The 21243-nt window shown below is 60.9% G+C and carries 18 protein-coding genes; 8 read left to right on the forward strand and 10 right to left on the reverse strand.

The genetic code is table 11. The features are described from left to right. Positions 1 to 352: 352 nt before the first annotated feature. The 4 genes from GJT30_15235 to GJT30_15250 all read left to right on the forward strand — a co-directional run bounded on the left by GJT30_15235 (position 353) and on the right by GJT30_15250 (position 3208). Complete coding sequence (locus GJT30_15235; protein MSM40968.1) at positions 353 to 952, forward strand: PEP-CTERM sorting domain-containing protein; 600 nt, start codon at positions 353 to 355, stop codon at positions 950 to 952. A 287-nt stretch (positions 953 to 1239) separates the two neighbouring features. Next, positions 1240 to 1692 (forward strand): MarR family transcriptional regulator, encoded by a 453-nt coding sequence (locus GJT30_15240; GenBank protein MSM40969.1) that lies wholly within the window; start codon positions 1240 to 1242, stop codon positions 1690 to 1692. Positions 1693 to 1755: 63 nt separating this feature from the next. Then, positions 1756 to 2346 carry a protein yceI precursor gene (locus tag GJT30_15245; protein MSM40970.1) on the forward strand — a complete coding sequence of 197 codons (591 nt, stop codon included), beginning with the start codon at positions 1756 to 1758 and terminating at the stop codon, positions 2344 to 2346. Positions 2347 to 2431: 85 nt separating this feature from the next. After that, on the forward strand, positions 2432 to 3208 hold the full coding sequence (locus GJT30_15250) for a dioxygenase (GenBank protein MSM40971.1): 777 nt from the start codon (positions 2432 to 2434) through the stop codon (positions 3206 to 3208). A 66-nt stretch (positions 3209 to 3274) separates the two neighbouring features. On the opposite strand, the gene GJT30_15255 is transcribed toward GJT30_15250, so the two are convergent. The 3 genes from GJT30_15255 to GJT30_15265 form a co-directional block, all read right to left on the reverse strand. Continuing rightward, on the reverse strand, positions 3275 to 4570 hold the full coding sequence (locus tag GJT30_15255; protein ID MSM40972.1) for a type II toxin-antitoxin system HipA family toxin: 1296 nt from the start codon (positions 4568 to 4570) through the stop codon (positions 3275 to 3277). Then, entirely contained in the window at positions 4557 to 4886 is a 330-nt protein-coding gene (locus GJT30_15260) for a helix-turn-helix domain-containing protein (protein ID MSM40973.1), read from the reverse strand. Before GJT30_15260 ends, GJT30_15255 begins: the two co-directional genes overlap by 14 nt. A 188-nt stretch (positions 4887 to 5074) precedes the next feature. Next, the gene (locus tag GJT30_15265; protein MSM40974.1) at positions 5075 to 5566 is read right to left on the reverse strand and encodes a thioesterase family protein; all 492 of its coding nucleotides are present in this window, start codon (positions 5564 to 5566) and stop codon (positions 5075 to 5077) included. Between the two features lie 354 nt (positions 5567 to 5920). On the opposite strand from GJT30_15265, the gene GJT30_15270 reads away from it, so the two are divergent. Beyond that, positions 5921 to 6676 (forward strand): hypothetical protein, encoded by a 756-nt coding sequence (locus GJT30_15270; protein ID MSM40975.1) that lies wholly within the window; start codon positions 5921 to 5923, stop codon positions 6674 to 6676. A 74-nt stretch (positions 6677 to 6750) separates the two neighbouring features. Here the strand turns inward: GJT30_15270 and GJT30_15275 are convergent, their stop codons facing one another. The 7 genes from GJT30_15275 to GJT30_15305 form a co-directional block, all read right to left on the reverse strand. Continuing rightward, a complete protein-coding gene (locus GJT30_15275) occupies positions 6751 to 7050 on the reverse strand; it encodes a type II toxin-antitoxin system RelE/ParE family toxin (GenBank protein MSM40976.1) in 300 nt (99 codons plus the stop codon). Positions 7051 to 7054: 4 nt separating this feature from the next. Further along, on the reverse strand, positions 7055 to 7330 hold the full coding sequence (locus GJT30_15280; GenBank protein MSM40977.1) for a type II toxin-antitoxin system prevent-host-death family antitoxin: 276 nt from the start codon (positions 7328 to 7330) through the stop codon (positions 7055 to 7057). Positions 7331 to 7518: 188 nt separating this feature from the next. Beyond that, positions 7519 to 9108 (reverse strand): glucose-6-phosphate isomerase, encoded by a 1590-nt coding sequence (locus tag GJT30_15285; GenBank protein ID MSM40978.1) that lies wholly within the window; start codon positions 9106 to 9108, stop codon positions 7519 to 7521. Positions 9109 to 9259: 151 nt separating this feature from the next. Beyond that, entirely contained in the window at positions 9260 to 9973 is a 714-nt protein-coding gene (locus GJT30_15290) for an outer membrane lipoprotein LolB (protein ID MSM40979.1), read from the reverse strand. 19 nt (positions 9974 to 9992) lie between these two features. Continuing rightward, the gene (locus tag GJT30_15295; protein ID MSM40980.1) at positions 9993 to 12632 is read right to left on the reverse strand and encodes a phosphoenolpyruvate synthase; all 2640 of its coding nucleotides are present in this window, start codon (positions 12630 to 12632) and stop codon (positions 9993 to 9995) included. Continuing rightward, positions 12581 to 14476, reverse strand: coding sequence for a hypothetical protein (locus GJT30_15300; protein MSM40981.1), 1896 nt, complete (start codon positions 14474 to 14476; stop codon positions 12581 to 12583). Before GJT30_15300 ends, GJT30_15295 begins: the two co-directional genes overlap by 52 nt. After that, entirely contained in the window at positions 14463 to 17945 is a 3483-nt protein-coding gene (locus tag GJT30_15305) for an alpha-amylase (protein MSM40982.1), read from the reverse strand. The genes GJT30_15300 and GJT30_15305 overlap by 14 nt, the downstream gene beginning before the upstream one ends. A gap of 276 nt (positions 17946 to 18221) precedes the next feature. On the opposite strand from GJT30_15305, the gene GJT30_15310 reads away from it, so the two are divergent. From GJT30_15310 to GJT30_15320, 3 genes are all read left to right on the forward strand, one after another. Continuing rightward, on the forward strand, positions 18222 to 19640 hold the full coding sequence (locus tag GJT30_15310) for a radical SAM protein (protein ID MSM40983.1): 1419 nt from the start codon (positions 18222 to 18224) through the stop codon (positions 19638 to 19640). A gap of 4 nt (positions 19641 to 19644) precedes the next feature. Continuing rightward, on the forward strand, positions 19645 to 20232 hold the full coding sequence (locus GJT30_15315; GenBank protein ID MSM40984.1) for an acyloxyacyl hydrolase: 588 nt from the start codon (positions 19645 to 19647) through the stop codon (positions 20230 to 20232). A 148-nt stretch (positions 20233 to 20380) separates the two neighbouring features. Continuing rightward, positions 20381 to 21064 carry an outer membrane beta-barrel protein gene (locus GJT30_15320; GenBank protein ID MSM40985.1) on the forward strand — a complete coding sequence of 228 codons (684 nt, stop codon included), beginning with the start codon at positions 20381 to 20383 and terminating at the stop codon, positions 21062 to 21064. The last annotated feature ends 179 nt before the right edge of the window (positions 21065 to 21243 follow it).

Genomic DNA, 21243 nt, shown 5'->3' on the forward strand with positions numbered 1-21243 from the left:
AAATATAGCTGTGCCAATAATTATCACAATTTATTATTTGACACATAATGTCTATTTGCAATCGTAAACATTTTCGACAATTATGTCGGACATGTTTACATTCAAAAGTGAATTACAATAGCATTTTACTGTATTTAGTTGATAAAATTAGAATTAAGTAATTGGCTTATCATTTGCAATAAATGACTAAGTCACTCAGCTCAATACCATACCAACTACCAATTTAGCGCTGCTTTTATTTGCATTGAGATAATGTCATTACATTTAATGAGAGCAACAAGCTGTAACATCAATATCGAGTGCAACAAAACCAACATCTAAACTTTATTGTTCAATAGTTAAGGAGACGGTCATGAAAAGTCAACTTCTTGCAAAGTCAGTAACGGCCCTGATCATGTTTTTCGCTGCGACCCCAACATACGCTACTACTTTGACTTTTGATGAAATGAGATCTCCCAACTGTGACTGGAAGATACCCAACCCTTACATGGGCTTCAACTGGAACGGATGGAGAGCTGCAGATGTCACTGAACATGTCGGTCTTCCAACCTCGGGCCCTAATTTGATATTTTCTTTCGACACATCAAGCATCTTTACTACCAGTGGAGCAAATATCAATTTCATCGGGGCCTATCTTTGCGGATCGTACAAGGATGGTTTACATGTCGAAGTTATCGGAAAAAGAGACGGCATAACCATATATGACTCTACTGTTACCACGATTGCCCATACAGCTTCCTGGTTTGAGTTCAACTTTTTCGGCATAGATGAATTGGTATTTACAGGATTCGGAGGCATTCCAGTAGGACCATACGATAGTGATTTGAATGGAGTATCTCTGGACAATTTCACCTATGAAAACTTCGACCCGATTCCCGAACCATCCACTATCCTTCTCCTGGCGTTAGGACTATTGGGACTGGCAATTCGGAAAAGGCAAAGGCAGAATTGATGGTGCTAGACAAACCGACCAACAGAGGCCATGATTTCAGTTTTCATCTAATTCACACCAACTGAAAGAATGTAGTAGTAAATCAGAATTCAACAACTCGCAGAATAGAACAGAAAACCAGCTATTCAACTGAAATTATGTCAAATATGAAGATTTAGCCACTTAGCAATTAACCCCACCCCGACAAAGCTTCCCTGCCCTTACCCCCCCAATTTCCCATTGACAAACTGACCAACCCGTATTAGTTTAACATTAAATCATACAATATTGAACCAGGTGACCAGATCATGAACAAATCGGACAGCCCGACATACCGCTCCCTCAACACCTACACCAAGCTGATGCGTGCTGCTGAGTCCGTCACCAGCAGGGTCAATCGAGTCCTGGCGGAACCAAAACTCACCATCAGCCAGTTTGGCGTACTTGAGGCGCTCTACCACAAGGGCCCGCTCTGCCAGAAAGATATCGCCGCCAAGATCCTCAAGAGCACCGGCAACATCACTCTGGTCATTGACAACCTGGAAAAAAGCGGGCTGGTACGTCGCGAGCGCGACAACGAAGACCGGCGGTTTTTGACCATCCACCTCACCGAATCCGGATCAAAGCTTATTGCAAAGGCCTTTGCCGATGTCGAAGCAGCAATCGTCGTTGAAATGGGCTCCCTGACCGACAGCGAACAGGAAATGATGGGAATCCTCTGTAAAAAACTGGGCCTGAGAGGAGGCGCAAAGCAATCATAGAAGTGTTTTTTTGCGTATTTAGTTTAATATTAAACCATTAATCTTATATCAAGGAGAATTGTCATGAAAAAGATCATCGCCTCAATCAGCACCGTTATCGCTCTGGCGCTTCCGGTCAGCGCCCTTGCCTCAACCTGGACCATCGATCCCGACCACTCGAACATTGGGTTCAAGGTCCGTCACCTCATGGTGTCCAATGTGAAGGGTAATTTTTTGAAATACAGTGGCACCGTGGAAATCAATGACAAGGAGATCACCAAGTCCAAGGTGGAAGTCAGCATCGACACCAATTCCATCAGCACCAATGTCCAGAAGCGCGACGATCACCTGCGCAGCGCCGACTTCTTCGATGTGGCAAAGTACCCGACCATGACCTTTGTCTCGAAAAAAGTGGCAACGGCCGGCAAGGACCGGTTGAAAATGACGGGTGATCTGACCCTGCACGGCATCACCAGAGAGGTAGTGCTCGACGTCGAAGGGCCGACCAGAGAGAGTAAGGACCCCTGGGGCAATATCCGCCGCGGCGCCACCGCCACCACCAAGATCAATCGCAAAGACTTCGGCCTGCTCTGGAATGCGGTTCTCGAAACCGGTGGGGTTGCCGTAGGAGATGAAATCATGATCACACTCGAAATCGAGATGATCAAGAAATAAGGGAAGAGACCGGACAGGGCCGGGACGGACATAGGGCGTCCCGGCCCTCTCTAAAGGCCTGACGACGAACTGCAGGAGAGAACCCATGAACACTAAATTTCCGACATTATTCGTTTCACATGGTGCTCCGACCATAACGATCGATGAGAGTCCGGCGAGAGATTTCCTGAGGCAGCTGGGGAACGACATCGGCCGGCCAAAGGCGATTGTTTGCATCTCAGCCCACTGGACCACTGCGGAACCACGCGTCACCATGCATCCCCAGCCGGGGATGATCTACGACTTCGGCGGCTTTCCTGACGAGTTGTACTCGCTCAACTATCCGGCCCCCGGCGATCCGGTCCTGGCAAAGCGTGTCCTGTCGCTGCTTCGCGACCGGAACATTCTTGCTGAACGGGATCTGTCACGGGGATTCGATCACGGTGCCTGGACCCCGCTCATGCTGATCTACCCCGATGCCGGAATCCCGGTTATCCAACTGTCGGTCCAGCCGTACCAGACGACGGAACACCATCTGGCAATAGGCAAGGCACTGCAACCGCTACGGGACGAAGGCATCCTGATCCTGGCGAGCGGGTCGACGACCCATAATCTGCGGGATTTTTTCGGCAGGAGGGTGGACTCGGCACCGCTACCCTATGCGAAGGAGTTTGCCGACTGGACGAGAGACGCGATTATCGACGGCCGTACCGACGACCTGCTCGACTACCTGCATCGCGCTCCCCAGCCGCTGCGGAACCATCCGACGCCGGAGCACTTTCTGCCGTTGTTCGTTGCGATGGGGGCTGGGGCTACAGGCCGGGTCCTGCATGAGAGTTATACCTACGGTGCGATTTCCATGTCGGCGTTTGCCTGGGATTGATGCAGACGGGGCGAGAGTGCGCTTGAGCTGAGGCATCGTAGTGCCCCTGTTCAGCACGTAGCGTTATCATTTCAGCCGCACCCTTTCATGGTCATCCTTGATCCGCGCTATCTCCAGAGGGTCGACGGCCGCTTCCCCGGCCAGTATCGGCCATTCTGCCACCGCAGTTTCAACCTGCCTGATGACCTTGGCGGCGGTTCCCACACCAAACCTGTTCGCAACTTCCAGGACGTCTGCACGGGTAATATCCCTGAATCTACCGTTGACCGACATGAGGTGCTGGTGCGTCCATTCTCCATCAGGGTTATAGGCGTGGGTGACGTCATAGGCCGGCGCCAACTCCCACTTCCTCCCCTGCTTCAACAGGAATGAGATGTTTTTCGTGTGGTCATCGCAATTTGCCGCAAGGACATTAAAGACCATGCGCCGGAACGCCTCTTCTTTCGCTGCATAATCGAGCCCCAGACGGTCGATTACCATGAACAGTTGACTGTAGTCGTGTGTTGCCTTCTGCTTGTAGTCGAGATGGTCCATGGCGCACAGGGTCTGCATATGGATCTTTGTGTTGCCATGCCGGTCGAAACGCTTGGTCATGAAGTGCGCCCGGCCGCTTTCCTCCAGTAATCGGCAGGGAAACATGGTAATCCCTGCCAGACACGCCATGCGATAATAGGCATATTCGATCCGGCCATAGTCTTTTGAACTGCCAAGGGCAAGGTCAGAACCGATGCCGTCGAATTTGAGCAGCCAATGCTCAAAGCCGTCAGCCACGTTGAATTGGCCGGCCCTGATTTCATTGGTCTGCGGATGCCAGGCAATGGCGGCTTTTGCACGGGCTCCACCGGCAGAGGTGCCTACCTGGATGATCTGCTGCAGTGCCGACACTGCCAGCGAATCGCTGTTCATGTCGCCATGGATGGCCACCCTGGCACTCTCGACCAGTTTTGACAACGTGATCGCCGTGCTGCTTTCCACGTACGGAGACCTGGCCGGCCGGAATTCCAGCGCGCCCATCCCCCGTTTCCCCATGTACGCCAATCGGTCGAGAGGGGTAATGTTTTCTTTTCGGATACCGCGCCGGGCCATCCATGCATCGATCAGGCTGTTGCCGAAATCGTCCGGCAAACTGTCCGCCAGCATGGCGGGCAAACGCTTATAGGTCAGCTCCGGCAGATAGGCAAACAGATAGAGGCTAGACGGCCTCACCGGCATGGTAAGCGGCGCCGGCTCCACTCCGGACTTTATGAATTGGGGATGATAGGCAAAGACATAGTAGCCGCTCCCCGGATCTCTCATGACGGCACCGACAGGGTTCCCCCAAATCTCTACCTCTATCCGCTCAACCGGTCTATATGTCGCCATCTGCTGTGCCTTTCCGCGACTTTCTCTTCTTGAACACCCGCTGCCGTGGGCTTTTCAGATTGGCCATAGTTATCGGATTGATGGTTATGTTCGGGGAAAGGGAGGTCAGCCAGTCCGTACGCCCCAAAACTCTCAGGACGCTTATCAATGAGCGGGTCGTTGATGTCTTGCCCGACTCCAGCCGCTTGACCGCGTTAAGGGCAATCCCCGCCTGTGCGGCCAGCTCTCGCTGATCGAGATTGAGCATCAATCTCAGGGTGCGTATCTGCTCACCCAGGATCTGCTCAAATTCTTCTATTGTTTGGTACCTAGACATAAAAGACTTTCTATGGGCCAATATAATCAAAATTATGCTGTATAGCCCCTTAAAAGTCCACTCAAAAATAAGAGCCATTTACAGTAATGGCCCTTTATTGGTCTATAGCAAATTTATTACACTACTATGTACTATATATGATCTATTACATCAAGCTTACATCCGGAAACGGTTCGGCAAGGCAAAGGTCAGCTCAGGATGTAGGCACCCGCGCCGATTGCAATCAACAGGTCGGCTTCGTTTTTCAGCTCCATTTGCACAGAGGCGATACGCCCGCCCAGGCGCACGACCTTCGCACGGGCATGGAAACTGCGGCCGATACCCTGGCGCAGGTAATCCACCCGCAAATCAATGGTTCCAAAGCGGCCGAACCGCGCAACAATCTGCTCTGCCGTCTCGTTCGCATGTTTTTCGGCAATTGCCGCAGCAAGTGCAAACCCGGCAACCGTATCCAGTGCCGTTGCGATCACACCGCCATGCAGACGGTTATGCAGATAACTGCCGACCAGCTCCGGACGCATATCAAATGTTAAGCCAGACGATTCGGGGTCAAAGGTTTCGGCACGAAAACCGATAACTTCGTTAAATTTGAAGCGATGTTCAAAGATATCGATAAACAGAGCTTCAAGCTTAGCCTGCTCCTCCGGGGAGCGGCGAACGGCTGCAAAAACAGAATCCATGGATATATTCCCCTTCGGTGGGAGTAATGGTAAGAAACGGATTTGCGCCTTCCTCTCCCCGATGGAATGACTATCTTCACTTCGGCACATGGTATAAAGACCTGCAAAGGATATGTCAACAGAAGCCTGCCTCATACCCTGATGGCTCAGACGAGGGACCAGCGGGAATCCCGTGACAATCGCAACCTCACGTTTGACAGACGTTGCCAGTTGACTACAGTATATGCATGGCAGCGACCCGCAAAACCGTACCGTCTGCCGTGTGGATCGACAACCTGCGCCATAGCCGGGCTCAGGTACACATCACTGTCCGGGTGATTCACCGGAAGACAAACATGATGGAGAGGAGACCCGATGATACGTTGGTTGCCACGATGGGTATTTCCGGTTGCGGTTCTGTTCCTGCTATCCATTGGCGGCTGCTCCGCCGGCAGACAGTTCGTCTACCAGCCTAGCGCGCCCGCAGAAGCGGGGCCGAAGCTCCCGGTAAAGATTGCGGTCGTAGCGTTCACGGACGGTACGGAGAATTTCACGCAGCGCGGAAGCATCTTCGACCCGGAGAGCCTGACCTTCAACCTGGCCAAAACCGGCATCTCAGGGTGGTCGACCGCCATGGTCCCGGAGCTCTGGGCAAAGGCCTTTGCCGATGAGATGTCGGCGTCAGGCACCTTCCGGTCCGTCCGCTTCATCTACAGCGCCTCGGAATTGATGGACGAAGACGTCTATATTGAAGGAACCCTGGACAAAGCGTATGCCGTCGGCGGTTGGACCAGGCTGAACGAGTACGCTATCAGTCTCCGGGCGTTGCGGAAAACCGAAATGACACCGTTTTGGACCAAGAAAGTCGAACGTGCCTGGAAATCCCGGAAAGATCTCTTCGAAGGATGCGGGCGGGACATGGAGTGCAGCAAGGAGAAGGCCAACGCCGAGACGAACAGGATCATGCAGGGGATGTTTGCGGAAGCCGGTGCAGAGCTTAGCGGAAATCTGGCAACCCTCCTGGGGATCAAGGTTGGGGCAGACGCCCCGAAAAAACCGGAGGAGGCTTCCCTCCCCCTGTCCACTGAATCGGTGGATGACGCCATCGAGGAAATTCTCCGGGGGAAATGAGGCGGAGCACTGCCGAGCCTTCTGTTCCGCCCGGCAAGCATCACCATCAGGTCTCATCCACCTCGTTACTCCACTCACGGCAACGTGAGTAATCGCTCGCTACGCCAAACTCGAACAATACGCACGTGGGTTTTATCGAGACGATATACAATACGGAATGGTGGGTAGATGATCTCCCTCAGTTGAGCAACACCAAACTCAGGCACAGTCCGGCCGCTCTCCGGGAAATCGGCAAGTCTTTCTATCTGGGAAAACAGCTCACGCAAGAATCGCTCGCCCACGTCAGGAACCTGTTGATCCGCATACCATGCCCGCATTTCCTCAAGATCCCTGACCGACGAGACGGCAAAGGTGATTGTATGCTTGATCGGCATTCGTTCAACTCAACCCGAGATGCTTTTTGACGTCCGCCAGGTCGATTTCCCGGCCCTCTTCCAAATCCATCAACCCCCGGACGACACCACGCAGAAACGAGCACTCTTCCGTCTCCGCTTCGTAATCCTTGAGTGACTGGACTATGGCAACACCCCTCCCTCTGCTGGTTAACAGAACCGGTCGATGCGTTTTGTCAACCTGATTGACGATACGACCCGGATTAACCTTCAAATCGCTCAACGGGACAATATCCTCGGAAAACTTTGTAGATGCCTGCATTACTCCTCCCTAAAGCTCCTTTGTATGGCACCAATAATAGCACCCGTTAAACGACCTGGCAAGAGAGCGGTTTTGCAATGATGGGCCGAATCGAGCAGCCGAACGAGTTTTTTCCCATTCAGCAAGATCTTTCCCTGCCAATTTAGCCATTCTCAAATACCTCCTTCAGGCGCCTAAGCAATTTCGGGTCACCCCGCCACGCCCCTGAACCGGCTCTCCCAGAGGTTGTCCGCCCGGTCCATCATAATCCCCCGGTCCGGGTTGGCTGCCAGGTGGCGCAGGATGCGGAAGGCGGCTTCGGTCTCTTCCCCTTTTCCCAGGGCCGCAGCCAACTGGGCGGCGGTGAAAGGGATGCCGGGGTGGAGGCGCAGGTGGCCTACCAGCTCGGACTGCAACGCCAGCACCTTGCCGGCTGCCTTCTTTCCTGCTTCCACGCCCGGTTGGTGGTAGGCGTTGATGCCGACCAGGCTGGCGTAGAGACCAACAGCCCGCTCGTAGAGGGCGATGAGGATGCCGACGGTGCGGGCGTCCAGCGTCTCGACGGTGATGGTGAGCGACTGGCGGCCGTTCTCGGCCAGGGCCTTGCGGGTGCCGGCGAGGAAGCCGGCCAGGTAGTCGCCCGAGGTGACCCCCGGCTCGATCTCAAGCGAACTGCCGCTGCGGTCCGTGAGCACCTCGATGAAGGTGGCGAAGAAGTTGTTCACGCCTTCGCGCAGCTGCTGCACGTAGGCGTGCTGGTCGGTCGACCCCTTGTTGCCGTAGACCGCGATTCCCTGATTGACCCGGTTGCCGGCCAGGTCGAACTCCTTGCCGATGGACTCCATGATCAGCTGCTGCAGGTAGCGGGAGAAGAGGAGCAGCCGGTCCTTGTAGGGGAGGACCACCATGTCCTTTTCGCCGCGTCCGTTCGTGGCGTGATGCCACATCAGGGCGAGGAGCGCTGCCGGATTGGCGCGGGTCAGGCTCCTGCGGGTCGCCTCGTCGCAGGCGCGGGCTCCGTCCAGCAGCCTGTCGATGTCGATCCCCTGCAGCGCTGCCGGCAAGAGCCCCACGGCCGAGGTGACCGAGGTGCGGCCGCCAACCCAGTCCCACATGGGGAAGCGGGCCAGCCACTTCTCTGCCTCGGCGGTCCGGTCGAGGCCGCTGCCGGCGCCGGTCACTGCCACGGCGTGGCGGGCAAACTCCAGCCCGGCCCGGCAATAGGCCTCTTTTGCCTCCAGCATGCCATTTCTCGTCTCCGGGGTGGAGCCGCTCTTGGATATGACCACGGTGAGGGTCTCGGAGAGCTGCGGGCCGAGTTCCGCCAGCACCCGGTCCATGCCGTCCGGATCGGTGTTGTCGAAGAAAAAGGGGCGCATCGGGTCGCGCGAGGTGCCGAGGGCATCGGCAACGAACTGCGGCCCCAGGGCCGAGCCGCCGATCCCGACCACCAGCAGGCGGCTGAAGCGGCGCCCGCCCGGCGCAAGGATCTCGCCGCTGTGGATGGCGGCGGCAAACTCTTTCACCCCCCGCAGGGCGAACTCGATCTCGGCGGCCATGGCGGCATCCGGGGCAAGCGCAGGGTTGCGCAGCCAGTAGTGCCCCACCATCCGCTGCTCGTCCGGATTGGCGATGCTCCCCCGCTCCAGTTCGCCCATGGCGGCAAAGGCGCGCTGCATGGCCGGCTCCATGGCGGTGAAGAAGCCGTCGGAGAAATCCATGCCGCTGATGTCCAGCGCCAGCCCCAGCTCGGGGCAGTCGCAGAGGTATTCGGTATAACGCTCCCAGCTTCCGTTCATGACACCCTCCTCGATCCAGTGGAATTCAAATAAAGAATCGGCCGACAGCTTGCCGTCAATGAAATATCAGCCTCCATCCGTGTTTCGTGTTCATCAGCCTTTATCTGTGTGTATCTGCGGTTTAAATGGCCTGGTTTGCGGCCCTGCCGCCCTAAAACCCCTTGAACGCCGAGAACGGCAGCACCTTCAGCCCTTCCAGGCTGGGGACGAGCATGGAGTCCTCCACCACGGGGTTCACCTCGGGTTCGCTGAAGGTGAGCCGCACCTGTTCGCCGCCGGCAGCGATGATCTCGATGCTCTCGGCCACGGCAACGCCGTTTACGACCCGGTAGTCGGAGAAGCGGACCTCGTCCCCCTCCTCACTCTCCTTGCGGATCACCAGCCCCTGGTCGTTGTAATAGATCCGCTCCTGTAACCCCTGGCGGGTGACATGGTCGCGGAAGCGCGCCGGTCCCGGTGCGGGGGGCGCCTCCACGATCCAGCGCATCAGCCCCCAGCTCCGCAGGCCGTCCCGGTCGGGAAGCTCGTCGATCCTGCCGCTGTAGGCGACCCCCTGGGAGGGGACGATGCAGGTGAGACGATCGCCGTCGGTGAAGACCTCCAGCACCGTCAGGCCGAAGGGGGAGAGCATCACCAGGTGAAAGCGGTCGGGCTGGCGGAAGACCAGGTAGCCCCGGCCGCCGCTGCTTTTTCCGCCCGCCTGCACGGCCAGGGAAACCGCCGAACTGAGTGTTTCCAGGCTCCGGCCCGGCACTATCCCTTCCAGCGGCCTGGGCGCCGTGGCGCAGGCGGAGAGCGCCAGGAACAGGAGGAGCGCCAGCCACCTGCAGCACCCCTTCAGTCCCGGCTTTACAGATTCAATCATTCCTACCTCCCGTGCGATATTACCGCCCCCCATAACAGAGGACCTCCTGGCTGACGATATCGGCCATGAGCCTGAATTCCCCCGGCAGGTCGACCACCCGGAGCACCCCGGCCAGCCCCGCATCGTCGGGGAGCAGCTCGGCCAGCCGGTTGGGGAGGCCGGACAGAAGCGCCTGGTTGAGGATGCAGGGGGGGCGCTCCGGATAGAGCGCCACGTAGAAGACCCCCGATTCTACCAGGTCCTGGAAGAAATGGGAGCCGAAGGAGAGCTCCGGCATCAGGCTGCCGGCGACAAAGGCGACCTCGACGATGGCGGCCAGCCCGTCGATCTCGGCAAAGCGGACCGGCACCCCCATCTCGGGGGAGGTGGTGCCGATGCGGCCCGGCGCCAGCAGGAGGGTCGGCAGATCGTCACGGCCGGTATTGAGACGGTTGAGGCGGCCGATGACCCTGGCCAGCTCGTAACGGTCCACCAGCTGCAGGGCGAGAAAGGCGTCGTCGACCACCTGGATCACCCGTTGGATCGGCTGGACAATGCTCCCCCCGAGGAAATTCCCCTGCGAGCGGAACAGGAGCGCCTCTTCGACCACCTCTGCCGGCACCTCCACCCGCCGGACCTGGACCCCGCGGGTCTGCAGGGGGCGGCACTGCACCAGGTTGATTTTCAACTCCCTTTCCGGCGTCGAGGTGACGGTGAATTCCACGTCCACCGGGTAGTGGTAGGCCTTTTCCAGGGTCGTCAGCATCAGGCGCATGAGCGGGGCAAAGTCGCTGTCGGCCAGGAAGCGGTCGAAGGTGGGCAGGCGTTCGCTGCCCCGCCCCGTGCGGCCGGCCGGCTGGGGTGCCCGGCTGCCGAAGATCTCCGGGAGCTCTACCCCTTCGGCCAGCAGGCGGCTGATCGGCACGGTAGCAGGGGTGTTCTCCGCGATATCGAGCAGGTCGACCTGGCGCTGGCTGAAGCGGCGGGCGCTCTCCTGGCTGCCAAAGGGGATCACGGTCGGTTGGTCCAGGGAGACGATGCGGGTGTAGTCCCCCTCCACCCTGGCCGTGGCACGGGTGCCGAGGCCGAAGACCAGCCTGAGCATGCCGGCGCTGGGGTCGACGTTTTCGTCCCAGACAAAGGTGTTGTAGGAGAAGCCGACCCCGGCGATGTCGGGGAAGAAGTAACGGCCATGGTAGGCACCGGCCACCCGCTGCACCACCAGGGCCATCTGCTCCTCCTGGCGGTCGAGCCCCCGCTGCAGCCGGTATTCCAGGGCATCCTCGCTCATGGTGCTGGCATAGGCCATCCGCACCGCTTCCTCGAACTGGCAGAAGCGCTCTTCCGGGGTCCCCTGGTTGACGCAGAAATAGCTGCCGTACTTGCCGGCAAAGGCGTTGCCGAAGCCGTCCTCCTGCAGGCTGCTCAGCCGGACGATCAGCGGGTACTGGCCGTAATACTCCAGGAGCTTCTGGAACTCCTCGCGGATCTCAGGGGGGAAGGAGCCGAGCAGGAGGAGCTTGCGCAGCTTGGCCGCACCGCTGAAATAGCCCTTTTGTGCCTTGTGCTCCATGAAGACCCGCCACCAGCCGTTGTGCACCAGGTAGGTATGGAAGAGATCCGAGCCGAAGAAAAAGGAGTCGTGGGGTTCGAGCACCGCCTCCCAGTCGTGCGAGGTGTCGGTGCGGAGGATGGCGCGGGCCAGCAGGAGCCCGGCCGCCTTGCCGCCGACGTAGCCGGTGCCGATGAACCGCTCCTTGAGCAGGAGAAAGTCCTCCAGGGTCATGAAGCGCCGGGCCAGAGCCAGCATCCGCTCGTCGGAACCGAACAGGAGCCGGCAGAACTCGTCCACCATGGCCTGGCGGCTCCGGGCGCTCCCCTTTCCCCGCACCAGCCGGGAGGCGCGCAGAAAGAGCCGCTCCCAGTGATCGAGCGGCACATAGACCTCGGCCTTCCCGCTATGGAGCGCCATGAAGAGTCGGGAGGCCTCGTAGCTCGCCGTGATCGGCATGAAGGCGTCACCGCGGCGGCGGTGGGGAAGGAACATGGTGGGGGATGAACGGCGCCAGACCTTGAGCGGGTGGAGGTAGAGCTCCCCTTCGGTGCTGTAGAGGTCGATCAGGAGCTGGGTGGTGGAGCGGATGCGGCTGACCGTGGCAAAGGGATGGGTGTCGCGCAGCAGGGCGAAGTAGGCGACCGTCTCCAGGTCGAAGAGGAGCGGACAGGTGACGGCAAAGAAGTTGCCGATCATGGCGTCGGTGGCCCAGGCATCCAGGAGGCTCGACAGGCAGTCGAAGACGTAGAATGCCTCTGGGCCAGCCATGGCGATATGCACATGGAGCCGGACCGTGAAGGATTCGAAGCCGCGATGGGCATCCAGATCGACCACGGCAATGCGCGGGTCGTCGTCCAGAAGCGGCGGCTCGGCCGCGAAGCGGACATAGACCACCTGCCGACCCGATTCCAGGGCCGCGGCCACGAACGGGCGGACGAACTCGCGGTAATCGTCCACGCTGTCCACCCGCCAGACCACGTTGTCGCCCGGTTCCAGCCCGTCCAGCACCCTGTCGAGCCCCGGCAGGCCCGTGGTGATACACCCTTCGCGCAGACCGCTCTGTCCGTCCGACGTCACCGTTTGGCCCCTCCCCCCGGCACCGTGCCTTCCGCTGCGCGCACGCATGCCACCTTCTGGCTGACGATATCGGCCATCAGGCGAAACTCGCCGGCAAGATCGACAACCCTGACGATCGGCGCAAAGCGCGCATCGTCGGGCAGGAGATCGGCCAGCCGGTTGGGGAGCGCGGCCAGGAGCGCCCCGTTGAGAAAACAGTCGGCCCGATCCGGGTAGAGGGCGACATAGACGATGCCCGATTCCACCAGGTCCTGGAAGAAATGAGAGCCGAAGGAGAGCTCCGGCATCAGCCCGCCGGCGGAAAAGGCGACCTCGGCAAGGGCTGCCATGGCGTTGAACTCGGCAAACCTGACCGGCACCCCGAGCCCCGGCGTGGTGGTCCCCCAGCGGCCCGGCCCCAGAAGCAGGGTTGGCTGCTCCTCCCGCGACGGGATCAGCCGGTTGAGCCGGCCGACGATCCGGGCGAGCTCGTACTTGTCGGAGAGGGAGAGGGCGGTATAACCCTCCGGATCGACCGCGATGACCCGCCGGATCGGCTGCACCACGCTCCCCCCCATGAAGTTGCCCACGGAACGGAACAGGGTGGCCTCGTCGGGGCGGTCGGCGATCTCCACCCTCTGCACCTGGACGCCTCGGGTCTGCAGGGGGCGGCACTGCACCACGTTGATCTGCAGGGCGCCGTCGGCGAGGAAGTTGCCGGTGAACTCCACGTCCACCGGATAGTCGTAGGCCTGCTGGAGCGTCGCCAGCATCCGGCGCATGGTCTCGGCGAACGGGGTCCGGGTCAGGAGCTTTTCAAAGGTCACCAGCCAGTTGCTGCCGTCCCGCTGGGCAAAGAGCTCCAGGGGGATGCGATGCTCGCGCTGCACGATCTCGCGCAGCGACACGGTCCGCAAGGCGTCGGCATCGATATCCAGCAGGTCCACGTCCCGCTGAGAGAAGCGGCGCAGGTCGTCCTGATCGGCAAAGGGGAGCAGCATCGGCTGGTCCAGGGAGACGATGCGGGGGTAATCCCCCTCCACCCGGTCCACAGCCCTGGTGCCGAGCCCCACCACCAGCCGGAGCATCCCGGCCGTGGGGTCGATGGAGGGGTGCCAGACAAAGGTGTTGTAGGAGATCCCCACCCCGGCAAAGGCGGGCATGAAATAGTCCCCTTCCCTCCTGCCGGAGACCCGCTGTACCAGGACCGCCATCTGCTCCTCGCGGCGGTCGAGCCCCCTCCGCAGGCGGTACTGCAGCGCCTCGTCGCTCATGGCGCTGGCGTAGATGCGGCGCACCGCCGATTCGAACTCGGCAAGCCGCTCGTTAAGCGGCCCCTGGTTGACGCAGAAAAAGCTGTCGTACTTGCCGGCAAAGGCGTTGCCGAAACCGTCTTCCTGCAGGCTCGACGAGCGGACGATGATCGGGTACTGGCCGAAATAGTCGAGCAGACGGCGGAAATCCCGGCGGGCATCGGCGGGGAAGGTTCCCTGGAGGAAGAGTTCGTGCAGGCGGGCCGCGCCGGAGAGAAAGCCTTCCGTGCTCCGCTGTTCGCGGGAGATCTGCTCCCAGCCGTTGTGATCGATGAAGGATTGAAAGAGGTCGGTGCCGATATAGAAGGAGTCGTGCGGTTCCAGGAGGGTGTTCCAGCCGCCATCCCGGTCGGTCTGGAGAATGGCGCGCGCCAGGAGCATCCCCACGGCCTTGCCGCCGATGAAGCCGCTGCCGATACGGCGGGAATCGACGGTCCGCAGGTCGGCAAGGGTGAAGTACTGCCGCGCCAGGGCGAGCACCCGCTTGTCGGTGCCCATCAGCTCACTGCAGAGCCGGTCCAATTCGGCCTGCAGGGAAAGGGAGCCGGTCGAAGCGGTATCGATCCCGCCCGGAGCGCCCGGTTGCCTACGGTTCCCCATGTCCACCGTTTCCAAGACCGGCAAGGAAGCGATCCACCCGGTAACCGGCTGCGGCAGCCCGCGCCGTCAGGGCCTTCTGCACGGTGTCGATGGCCTTTTTCCTGGCTGCGGGCACCTTGCCGCTCTTTGCCGCGCCCGCCTCGGAGACCAGCGCCGTGAGCGCCAGCCAGGAGACCAGCAGTTCCCAGCGCTCCTTGATGAACCAGTCGAAACCGCCGCTTGCGTGCCGGCCGATAAAGGCTGCGGCCTCGCGGTCCGAGAGCAGCTCGTCCAGCCACTCCTCCTGATCCGTTGCGGGAAGTGTCAACAGTTCCTGCCAGTGGAGCAGCACCAGGAAGAGGTTCACCAGGCTCGGCACGTCGAGGGCCGCGAGCGGATCGTCCTTTCCGCCCCCTTCGGCGTAGAGCTCCTCCTGCAGCGGCCGGAACAGACCATAGGTCGTCACCAGCTCAGCCGAGGCAGCAGCCATCTCCTCCGGCCCCTCCAGCTCGCCGCAGCGGTGGAGCGAGAGCCAGGCAAAGGCGAGCAAGCGGGCCGTGTAGCCGGTAAGGGTCTCTGCCTGCGCACCCTTGGCGCTGCAGAGGCCTTCCAGAAACGAAAGCTCCTTGAGGACCGCCTGCGCAAGCGGCAACGGCGCAGCATCGGTCAGTTCGGCCTGCTCTGCCAGCGCTGCCATGAAAGCGGCCAGGTCGTCACCAAAGGCAGTGCGGGCTGCTTTCATCCCGGCAGCGTCCAGTTCGCCGAAGTCCCCGGTCAACAGCCCATGGTGCCGATCGAGCAGCCCCCGCGCCAGGTCGATCAGCGCGGCAAAGCGGACCTGCTTCACCTCTTCGTTCATGCTCGGCACTCCCCCACCCTGGAGCTGGTGGCAGAGTTTCCCCCAGGTGCCGTACTCGTCGTCCCAGATCTCCCGGAAGTCGAGATAGGCATGGTATTCGTAGGCTTCCATCGCCACGAACAGCCCCTGCTCGCAGAGTTCGCGGCCGTTGCGGATGTATTCGAGGCCGCTGGCGTAGTCGCGGAACAGGTAGTAGTGGCGGCCGTCCCCCTTGAAGCCGAGGGCGTGACCCAAGGTGGTCTGGCGCAGCTCCGTCTCTCCGGCCGCGTTCTTTGCGGCAAAGGAGGTGGAACTCCTGATCCAGCCCGAGGTGGAGGCGAACCGGTTGTGGTAGGCGATGATGCCGCGCTGGTCGCCGGAGCGGTTGGAATAGGCGAACACATCCTCGTTCACGTGCCCTTCTGACCAGAAGTCGTAGAAGACGAAGTTCTCGGCGCCGGAAAAGAGCCAGCGCCGCCGCATGAGCGGGAAGACCCGCCATTCGTGCTCCCGTACCAGGTGCTCGTCCACCGCCTCGTTCCAGTAGGCCCGCTTGTACTCCATGCCGTACTTCTCGTGGAACCCCTCCACCTGGCCATGGCCGATCATGGGGAGGCCCGGCATGGTGACCAGGAGGACACAGGCGCCGAAGTATTTGTTCTCCTTGCCGAACTGCTCCACTGCGGTCTTTTCGTCCGGGTTGTTCATGAAGTTGACGAAGCGCTGCAGCACCTGGGGGTTGAACTCCAGGACGTTCTTCACGGTCTGGCGGTACTTGGCGTTCTCCTCCATCTTCAGCATGTTCATGAAGGCGCTGTTGTAGACCCGGTGCATCCCCAGGGTCCGGACAAAGTACCCTTCCATGAGCCAGAACGCCTCGGCCAGGAGCAGGGTGTCCGACGCCTCGGCCGCCACCCGGTCCACCACCTGGCGCCAGAACTCCTCTGGCATGGCGGCGTCGAACTCTTCGCGGGTCATGCCGTGCTCGGCCCGGGACGGGATGCCGCCGTGTCCCGGCTGTGGGAACCAGAGCCGCTGGAAGTGCCGCTTGGCCAGGGTCATGGCCGCATCGAAGCGGATGATCGGGAACATCCTCGCCACGTGGAGGATGGTGTTGATCACCGCCTCCCGCACCTCGGGGTTCAGGTAGTTGAGCTGGGCCGTGTCGTTCCAGGGGGTGCTGGTGCCGTCGTTGCCGTGGTAGATGTAGCGGGTCCGGCCGTCCCGGTGGTCGTAGTGCTTGAAGACCACCGCCGCCTCGGTCCGGTCCCAGTAGCCGTCCTCGATGTGCAGGCTTACCTCGGGCGCGAAGGAGAGGTCCGGGCCGCCGAAGGAGTAGGTCGGATAGGGGGGATAGTCGAGCTGGACGAACCAGTCCGGGTGCTCCACGGTCCACTTGGAATAGATGCCGGTATGGTTGGGGACCATGTCGCTGGCAAGGCGAATCCCCCGCTTGAGCGCCCGGTCCCGCAGGTTCCAGAGGGCCGCTTCGCCCCCCAGGTCGGCAGCGATGGCGTAGTCGAAGAGCGAATAGGCCGAGGAGATCGCCTCGGGGTTGCCGGTGATCTGCTTGATCTTCTGTGAAGCGGGAGAGCGCTCCCAGAGCCCGATCAGCCAGAGGCCGGTCACCCCCCAGCGGGCCAGGCGGTCCAGCTCGGCATCGGGGATCTGGTCGAGCCGGGTGATCTCGCGGCCATACTGGAGGGAGAGCTGGCCGAGCCAGACGTAGACCATCTTGGCGATCAGGACCACGTTGGGCATCCAGTCAACATCGGCGGAAAAGAGCTCCGGTTCCGGGTAATAGTCGTTCACCCCGCCCCGGCCGGGGCCGAATTCCAGCACCGGCGCGCCCCCCGGCTCGCCGCGGGGGGCGAAGATCCTGCTCTCCTCCTGCACCACGGCAAAGGCGGACTGGATCTCCACCAGAAGCTCCTCGGGGAGGACAGCCCGCCACCGGGTCCGGATGAACTCAAGCTGATCGTAGAGGGAATCGGGTGCGGCGAGAAGCGGAAGTCGGAGCAGTTCCGGCAGGGTGAATTCGAAGGGCTCGACCGCGGGCGCCGCGGCGAGCTGCCGTTCCACCCCTCCCACCACCTGCGGATAGCTGCTGGTGGCTGCCAGCTCCCGGTCGTCCAGGATCGGGCGGAACGGATCGAGGGCGCGGTTCTCGGCAGCGAGCCGGAGCAGCAAAAGCTCCGTGGCGACCTGCCGCTTCCGGCCGTGGGCTGCATCGTCGGCAAGAAGCCAGTCAACAGGGGACTGGACGGCGCCGAAGAGGAGCTCGTTGCCGGGGAAGAAGGCGCAGAAGCGCTCCGCCACGGAGAAGAGCGCGGGCGAGCCGCAGGGAAAGCCGGCGTCGGCAAGGGCGCTCTCCAGGATGCCGGGGCACTGCTCCTCGGTGTAGCGCCTGATGATGTAGCGGAATATCCGCCCCTGCAGGGCATAGAGGTTCAGCATGCCCGCCTGTACCGGCACGCTGCCGGCGGGAAGCTGCCGGGTGAGCCGGACGGCCAGTTCGCGGAAAAACATGATGGCGGGAAGCCGCCGCTCCCGGATGGTTGCGGTGGCGGAGCCCAGCTCCAGCTCGTTCCAGAGCCTCTGTGCAACCGGAATGACGAAGGGGAAATACTCTGCCTGACTGGACCGTTTCATGCACCCCCCTGGGTGTGGATCAAATGAAAAATGCAACGTCCAGGCCGGAGTTTCCGGAAAGGACGACATATGGGAAAAGTCCCGAGCATCCTGTCTCGACGGGGAGACGGGACACTCGTGATTATGACACAGCAGGGGCGAGATACAAGCCTAAAGTGAATCCCGCGCCGCTGCCCACCCCTGGCAGAGGCAGGACAGGACTGACGTTTCCGTTTGCTTTCTCCCGGCAAACCGACTAGCATGGTCTCCCGATACGACACCCGCGAGGGAGCCCTCATGAACGTCCTGTTCGTCCATCCCTACGGCAGCAACTGGATGGGCACCGGAAAAGACATCACCACCATCTTCAACCTGATGCCCCCCCTGGGTATGATGAGCATTGCCGCCTACCTGGAGGCACGCGGCATCGCCACGGAGATCATCGACTGCTACGCCTCCCCCATGACGGCAGAGGCGCTGGTGGCCGAGATCCTGCGCCGTCGGCCGGACGTGGTCGGCTTCTCCTGCACCACCTCCTCCTTCCTGGAGGGGTACGGAGTGGCGAGCCTCCTCAAGGAGCGCGCCCCGGAGATCGTCACGGTCTTCGGCGGAGCCCATGCCTGTTCCGTGGGGGTCGGGCTGCTGGATTCGTTCCCGGCCGTGGACTACCTGGTGATCGGCGAGGGTGAGCAGAGCTTTTACGAGCTAGTGGCAGCCGGCTGCCGCAACGTGGAGACCATCCCCGGCATCGGCTTCCGCAAGGAGGGCATCGGCACCCTGTCGGCCGTCCGCGAGCATATCGCCGACCTGGACACCCTCCCCTTCCCGGCCTATCACCGGCTCCCCCGCTTCCCCGAGCGCTACACCCTGCCGCTCTTCAGCTACCCCACCTCCCCCAACACCAGCATCATCTCCAGCCGGGGCTGCCCGTACCAGTGCTCCTACTGCGACCGCTCGGTCTTCTCCCGCGGCTTCCGCTTCAACTCGCCCGAATATATCGTCGAACACCTGAAGATGCTCAACCGCGATTACGGCATCCGCCACGTCTTTTTCTACGACGATCTCTTCACCACCGACCGGAGCCGAGTGGCCCGGTTCTGCGAGTTGAAGGAAAAGGAGCGGCTGGCGGTGACCTACAACTGCATCGCCCGGCTGGAGCACGTGGATGCGGAGCTGCTCGCCCTCCTCAAGCGCTCCGGCTGCTGGCAGGTCAACTTCGGCATCGAATCGGGCGACCCGGAAGTGATCAAAAAGCACCGTACCTTCTACGGCCTGGACGACGTCCAACAGAAGCTGCAGATGGTCAGGCAAACCGGCATGCGGGTGAAGGGGCTCTTCATGGTGGGGCTGCCGGGGGAAAACGAGGTGTCGATCCGGCGGACCATCGACTACGCCCTCCAGCTCCCCCTGGACGAGATCAACGTCACCAAGTTCACCCCCTTTCCCGGCGCTCCGCTCTACGCCACCATCCGCGAGCAGGGGAGCTTCGACGAGGAGTGGCCGCTGATGAACTGCATGAACTTCGTCTTCGTCCCCCACGGCATGACCAAAGAGCAGCTGGAAGGGCTCTACGACGAATTCATCCGCCGCTTCTACCACCGGAGCCGCATCCACTGGGGCTATACCACCATGATCTGGAAATCTCCCCACAGCATCCTGACCTTCCTGCGGCATCTGCCGGAGATCCTCGCCTTCGAGATGAAGCAGAAATGGTGACCCCATGAACCTGCCACGGATCATCCTGCTCCTGGTGCTCCTCTGCACCGGGGGGACAGCGGCCAGTGCCGCCGACATCGCCTCTGCCGACGGCGAGCTGGCATTCCTGGCCGGCTACGGCATCACCCACCCGGGGTTCGGCGCCACCCGGACCGAGGTGCAGACCCTGGACGCCATCCTCCGCTACGGTCATTTCCTTTCCCCGGAAGTCGGCCGGGGGGCGTGGTGGCAGGGACGGCACGAACTGCTGCTGGAGCTGCCGCTCCACCTGGCCGTGAACCGGGACAACCGGGTGATGACCGGCGGCTACCTGCTGGGGAGCTGGAAGTTCACCGGCCTGGCCGATGAAAAGCTGCTGCCATACCTGTTTGCCGGCGGGGGTGTCCTCTTTGTCGACCTGGGGCTGCCGACCATGGGGAGCCGTCTCGACTTCTCCTACCAGGGGGGCGTCGGCGTCCAGTACCTGCTGAAAAAGGGACTGGCGGTCATGGGAGAATACCGTTACCACCACGTCTCCAATGCCGGCACAGCAGAACCGAACGAGCCGCTGAACGGGAGCAAGTTCCTGTTTGGATTGACGAAATTCTACTGATTCATTTTTCCGTGCGATCCGAGTCAACCGAATGCAACCGACTGCGTTACACCCGGTACAGAGCCGATTCCCATGAACGAGCCCCGCTGCGGGGCTCTCTGCACCGGCACGGCAGAAGCCGCGCCCAATTGAAACCAGGAGGAATACCATGAAAAGCAAACTCATCATTGCCGCGGTCGTCGCGGCCCTTTCGATCCCGGCAGTCAGCATGGCAGCCCCGTCCCGGCCGGGCGGATACGTCTCCGGCTTTCTCGGCGCCAGCATGGCCAGGGATGCCGACGCAACGACAATAGACTATGGCACCCTTACCACCTACAACGACCGGATCGAATACGACCCCGGCATCTTCGTGGGAGGCACCGGCGGTTATGACTTCGGTTATGTCCGTGTCGAGGGAGAGCTCTCCTACCGGCATGCCGAGTTGAAATCCGTCGTCGACAGGGACACTGGCGACTCTTACCACAATATGGACGGCAACCTGGGGGCGCTGGCCATGATGGGTAATGCCTTTTTCGACCTGCACAACGACACCCCGGTCACCCCCTATTTCGGTGGAGGGCTCGGCCTGGCCGTCCTGAATCTCAGCGACACCTACGGCATCAGCGCCAGTACCGGATCGCGGGATTTCCTCTACTCCGAAGGCGACGACACCGTCCTGGCCTACCAGGCAGGCGCCGGCGTGGAGATCGCCCTCAACCGGAAGCTCTCCCTGGATGTGGGTTACCGCTACTTCGGCACCTCCAAGGCCACCTTCGACAAGGATATCTCCCGCACCACCGACCTGAAGCTGGAAAGCCACAACGTGGCAGTCGGGCTCAGGGTGAAGTTCTAGCCTCGCTCTATTACCCATCGACGTAAAGAAGCCCGTCCGGAACGCCTCCGGGCGGGCTTTTTCGTAGCAGCAACTGACCAGACGTGCACAAGGCACGGAGCTACGGCTTCCGCGCCTTTTTTGCGTCCGGGCATCTTCACGCCGAGAGCGGGTGGACCGGACCGCCCGGTCCAGGCCGC

This window comes from Geobacter sp. (assembly GCA_009684525.1).
Taxonomy (GTDB): Bacteria; Desulfobacterota; Desulfuromonadia; order Geobacterales; family DSM-12255; genus Geoanaerobacter.

Coding starts and splice junctions, on each gene's coding strand:
- GJT30_15235 (MSM40968.1), top strand. CDS start 353: ATGAAAAGTCAACTTCTTGCAAAGTCAGTAACGGCCCTGATCATGTTT.
- GJT30_15240 (MSM40969.1), top strand. CDS start 1,240: ATGAACAAATCGGACAGCCCGACATACCGCTCCCTCAACACCTACACC.
- GJT30_15245 (MSM40970.1), top strand. CDS start 1,756: ATGAAAAAGATCATCGCCTCAATCAGCACCGTTATCGCTCTGGCGCTT.
- GJT30_15250 (MSM40971.1), top strand. CDS start 2,432: ATGAACACTAAATTTCCGACATTATTCGTTTCACATGGTGCTCCGACC.
- GJT30_15255 (MSM40972.1), bottom strand. CDS start 4,570: ATGGCGACATATAGACCGGTTGAGCGGATAGAGGTAGAGATTTGGGGG.
- GJT30_15260 (MSM40973.1), bottom strand. CDS start 4,886: ATGTCTAGGTACCAAACAATAGAAGAATTTGAGCAGATCCTGGGTGAG.
- GJT30_15265 (MSM40974.1), bottom strand. CDS start 5,566: ATGGATTCTGTTTTTGCAGCCGTTCGCCGCTCCCCGGAGGAGCAGGCT.
- GJT30_15270 (MSM40975.1), top strand. CDS start 5,921: ATGATACGTTGGTTGCCACGATGGGTATTTCCGGTTGCGGTTCTGTTC.
- GJT30_15275 (MSM40976.1), bottom strand. CDS start 7,050: ATGCCGATCAAGCATACAATCACCTTTGCCGTCTCGTCGGTCAGGGAT.
- GJT30_15280 (MSM40977.1), bottom strand. CDS start 7,330: ATGCAGGCATCTACAAAGTTTTCCGAGGATATTGTCCCGTTGAGCGAT.
- GJT30_15285 (MSM40978.1), bottom strand. CDS start 9,108: ATGAACGGAAGCTGGGAGCGTTATACCGAATACCTCTGCGACTGCCCC.
- GJT30_15290 (MSM40979.1), bottom strand. CDS start 9,973: ATGATTGAATCTGTAAAGCCGGGACTGAAGGGGTGCTGCAGGTGGCTG.
- GJT30_15295 (MSM40980.1), bottom strand. CDS start 12,632: ATGCGTGCGCGCAGCGGAAGGCACGGTGCCGGGGGGAGGGGCCAAACG.
- GJT30_15300 (MSM40981.1), bottom strand. CDS start 14,476: ATGGGGAACCGTAGGCAACCGGGCGCTCCGGGCGGGATCGATACCGCT.
- GJT30_15305 (MSM40982.1), bottom strand. CDS start 17,945: ATGAAACGGTCCAGTCAGGCAGAGTATTTCCCCTTCGTCATTCCGGTT.
- GJT30_15310 (MSM40983.1), top strand. CDS start 18,222: ATGAACGTCCTGTTCGTCCATCCCTACGGCAGCAACTGGATGGGCACC.
- GJT30_15315 (MSM40984.1), top strand. CDS start 19,645: ATGAACCTGCCACGGATCATCCTGCTCCTGGTGCTCCTCTGCACCGGG.
- GJT30_15320 (MSM40985.1), top strand. CDS start 20,381: ATGAAAAGCAAACTCATCATTGCCGCGGTCGTCGCGGCCCTTTCGATC.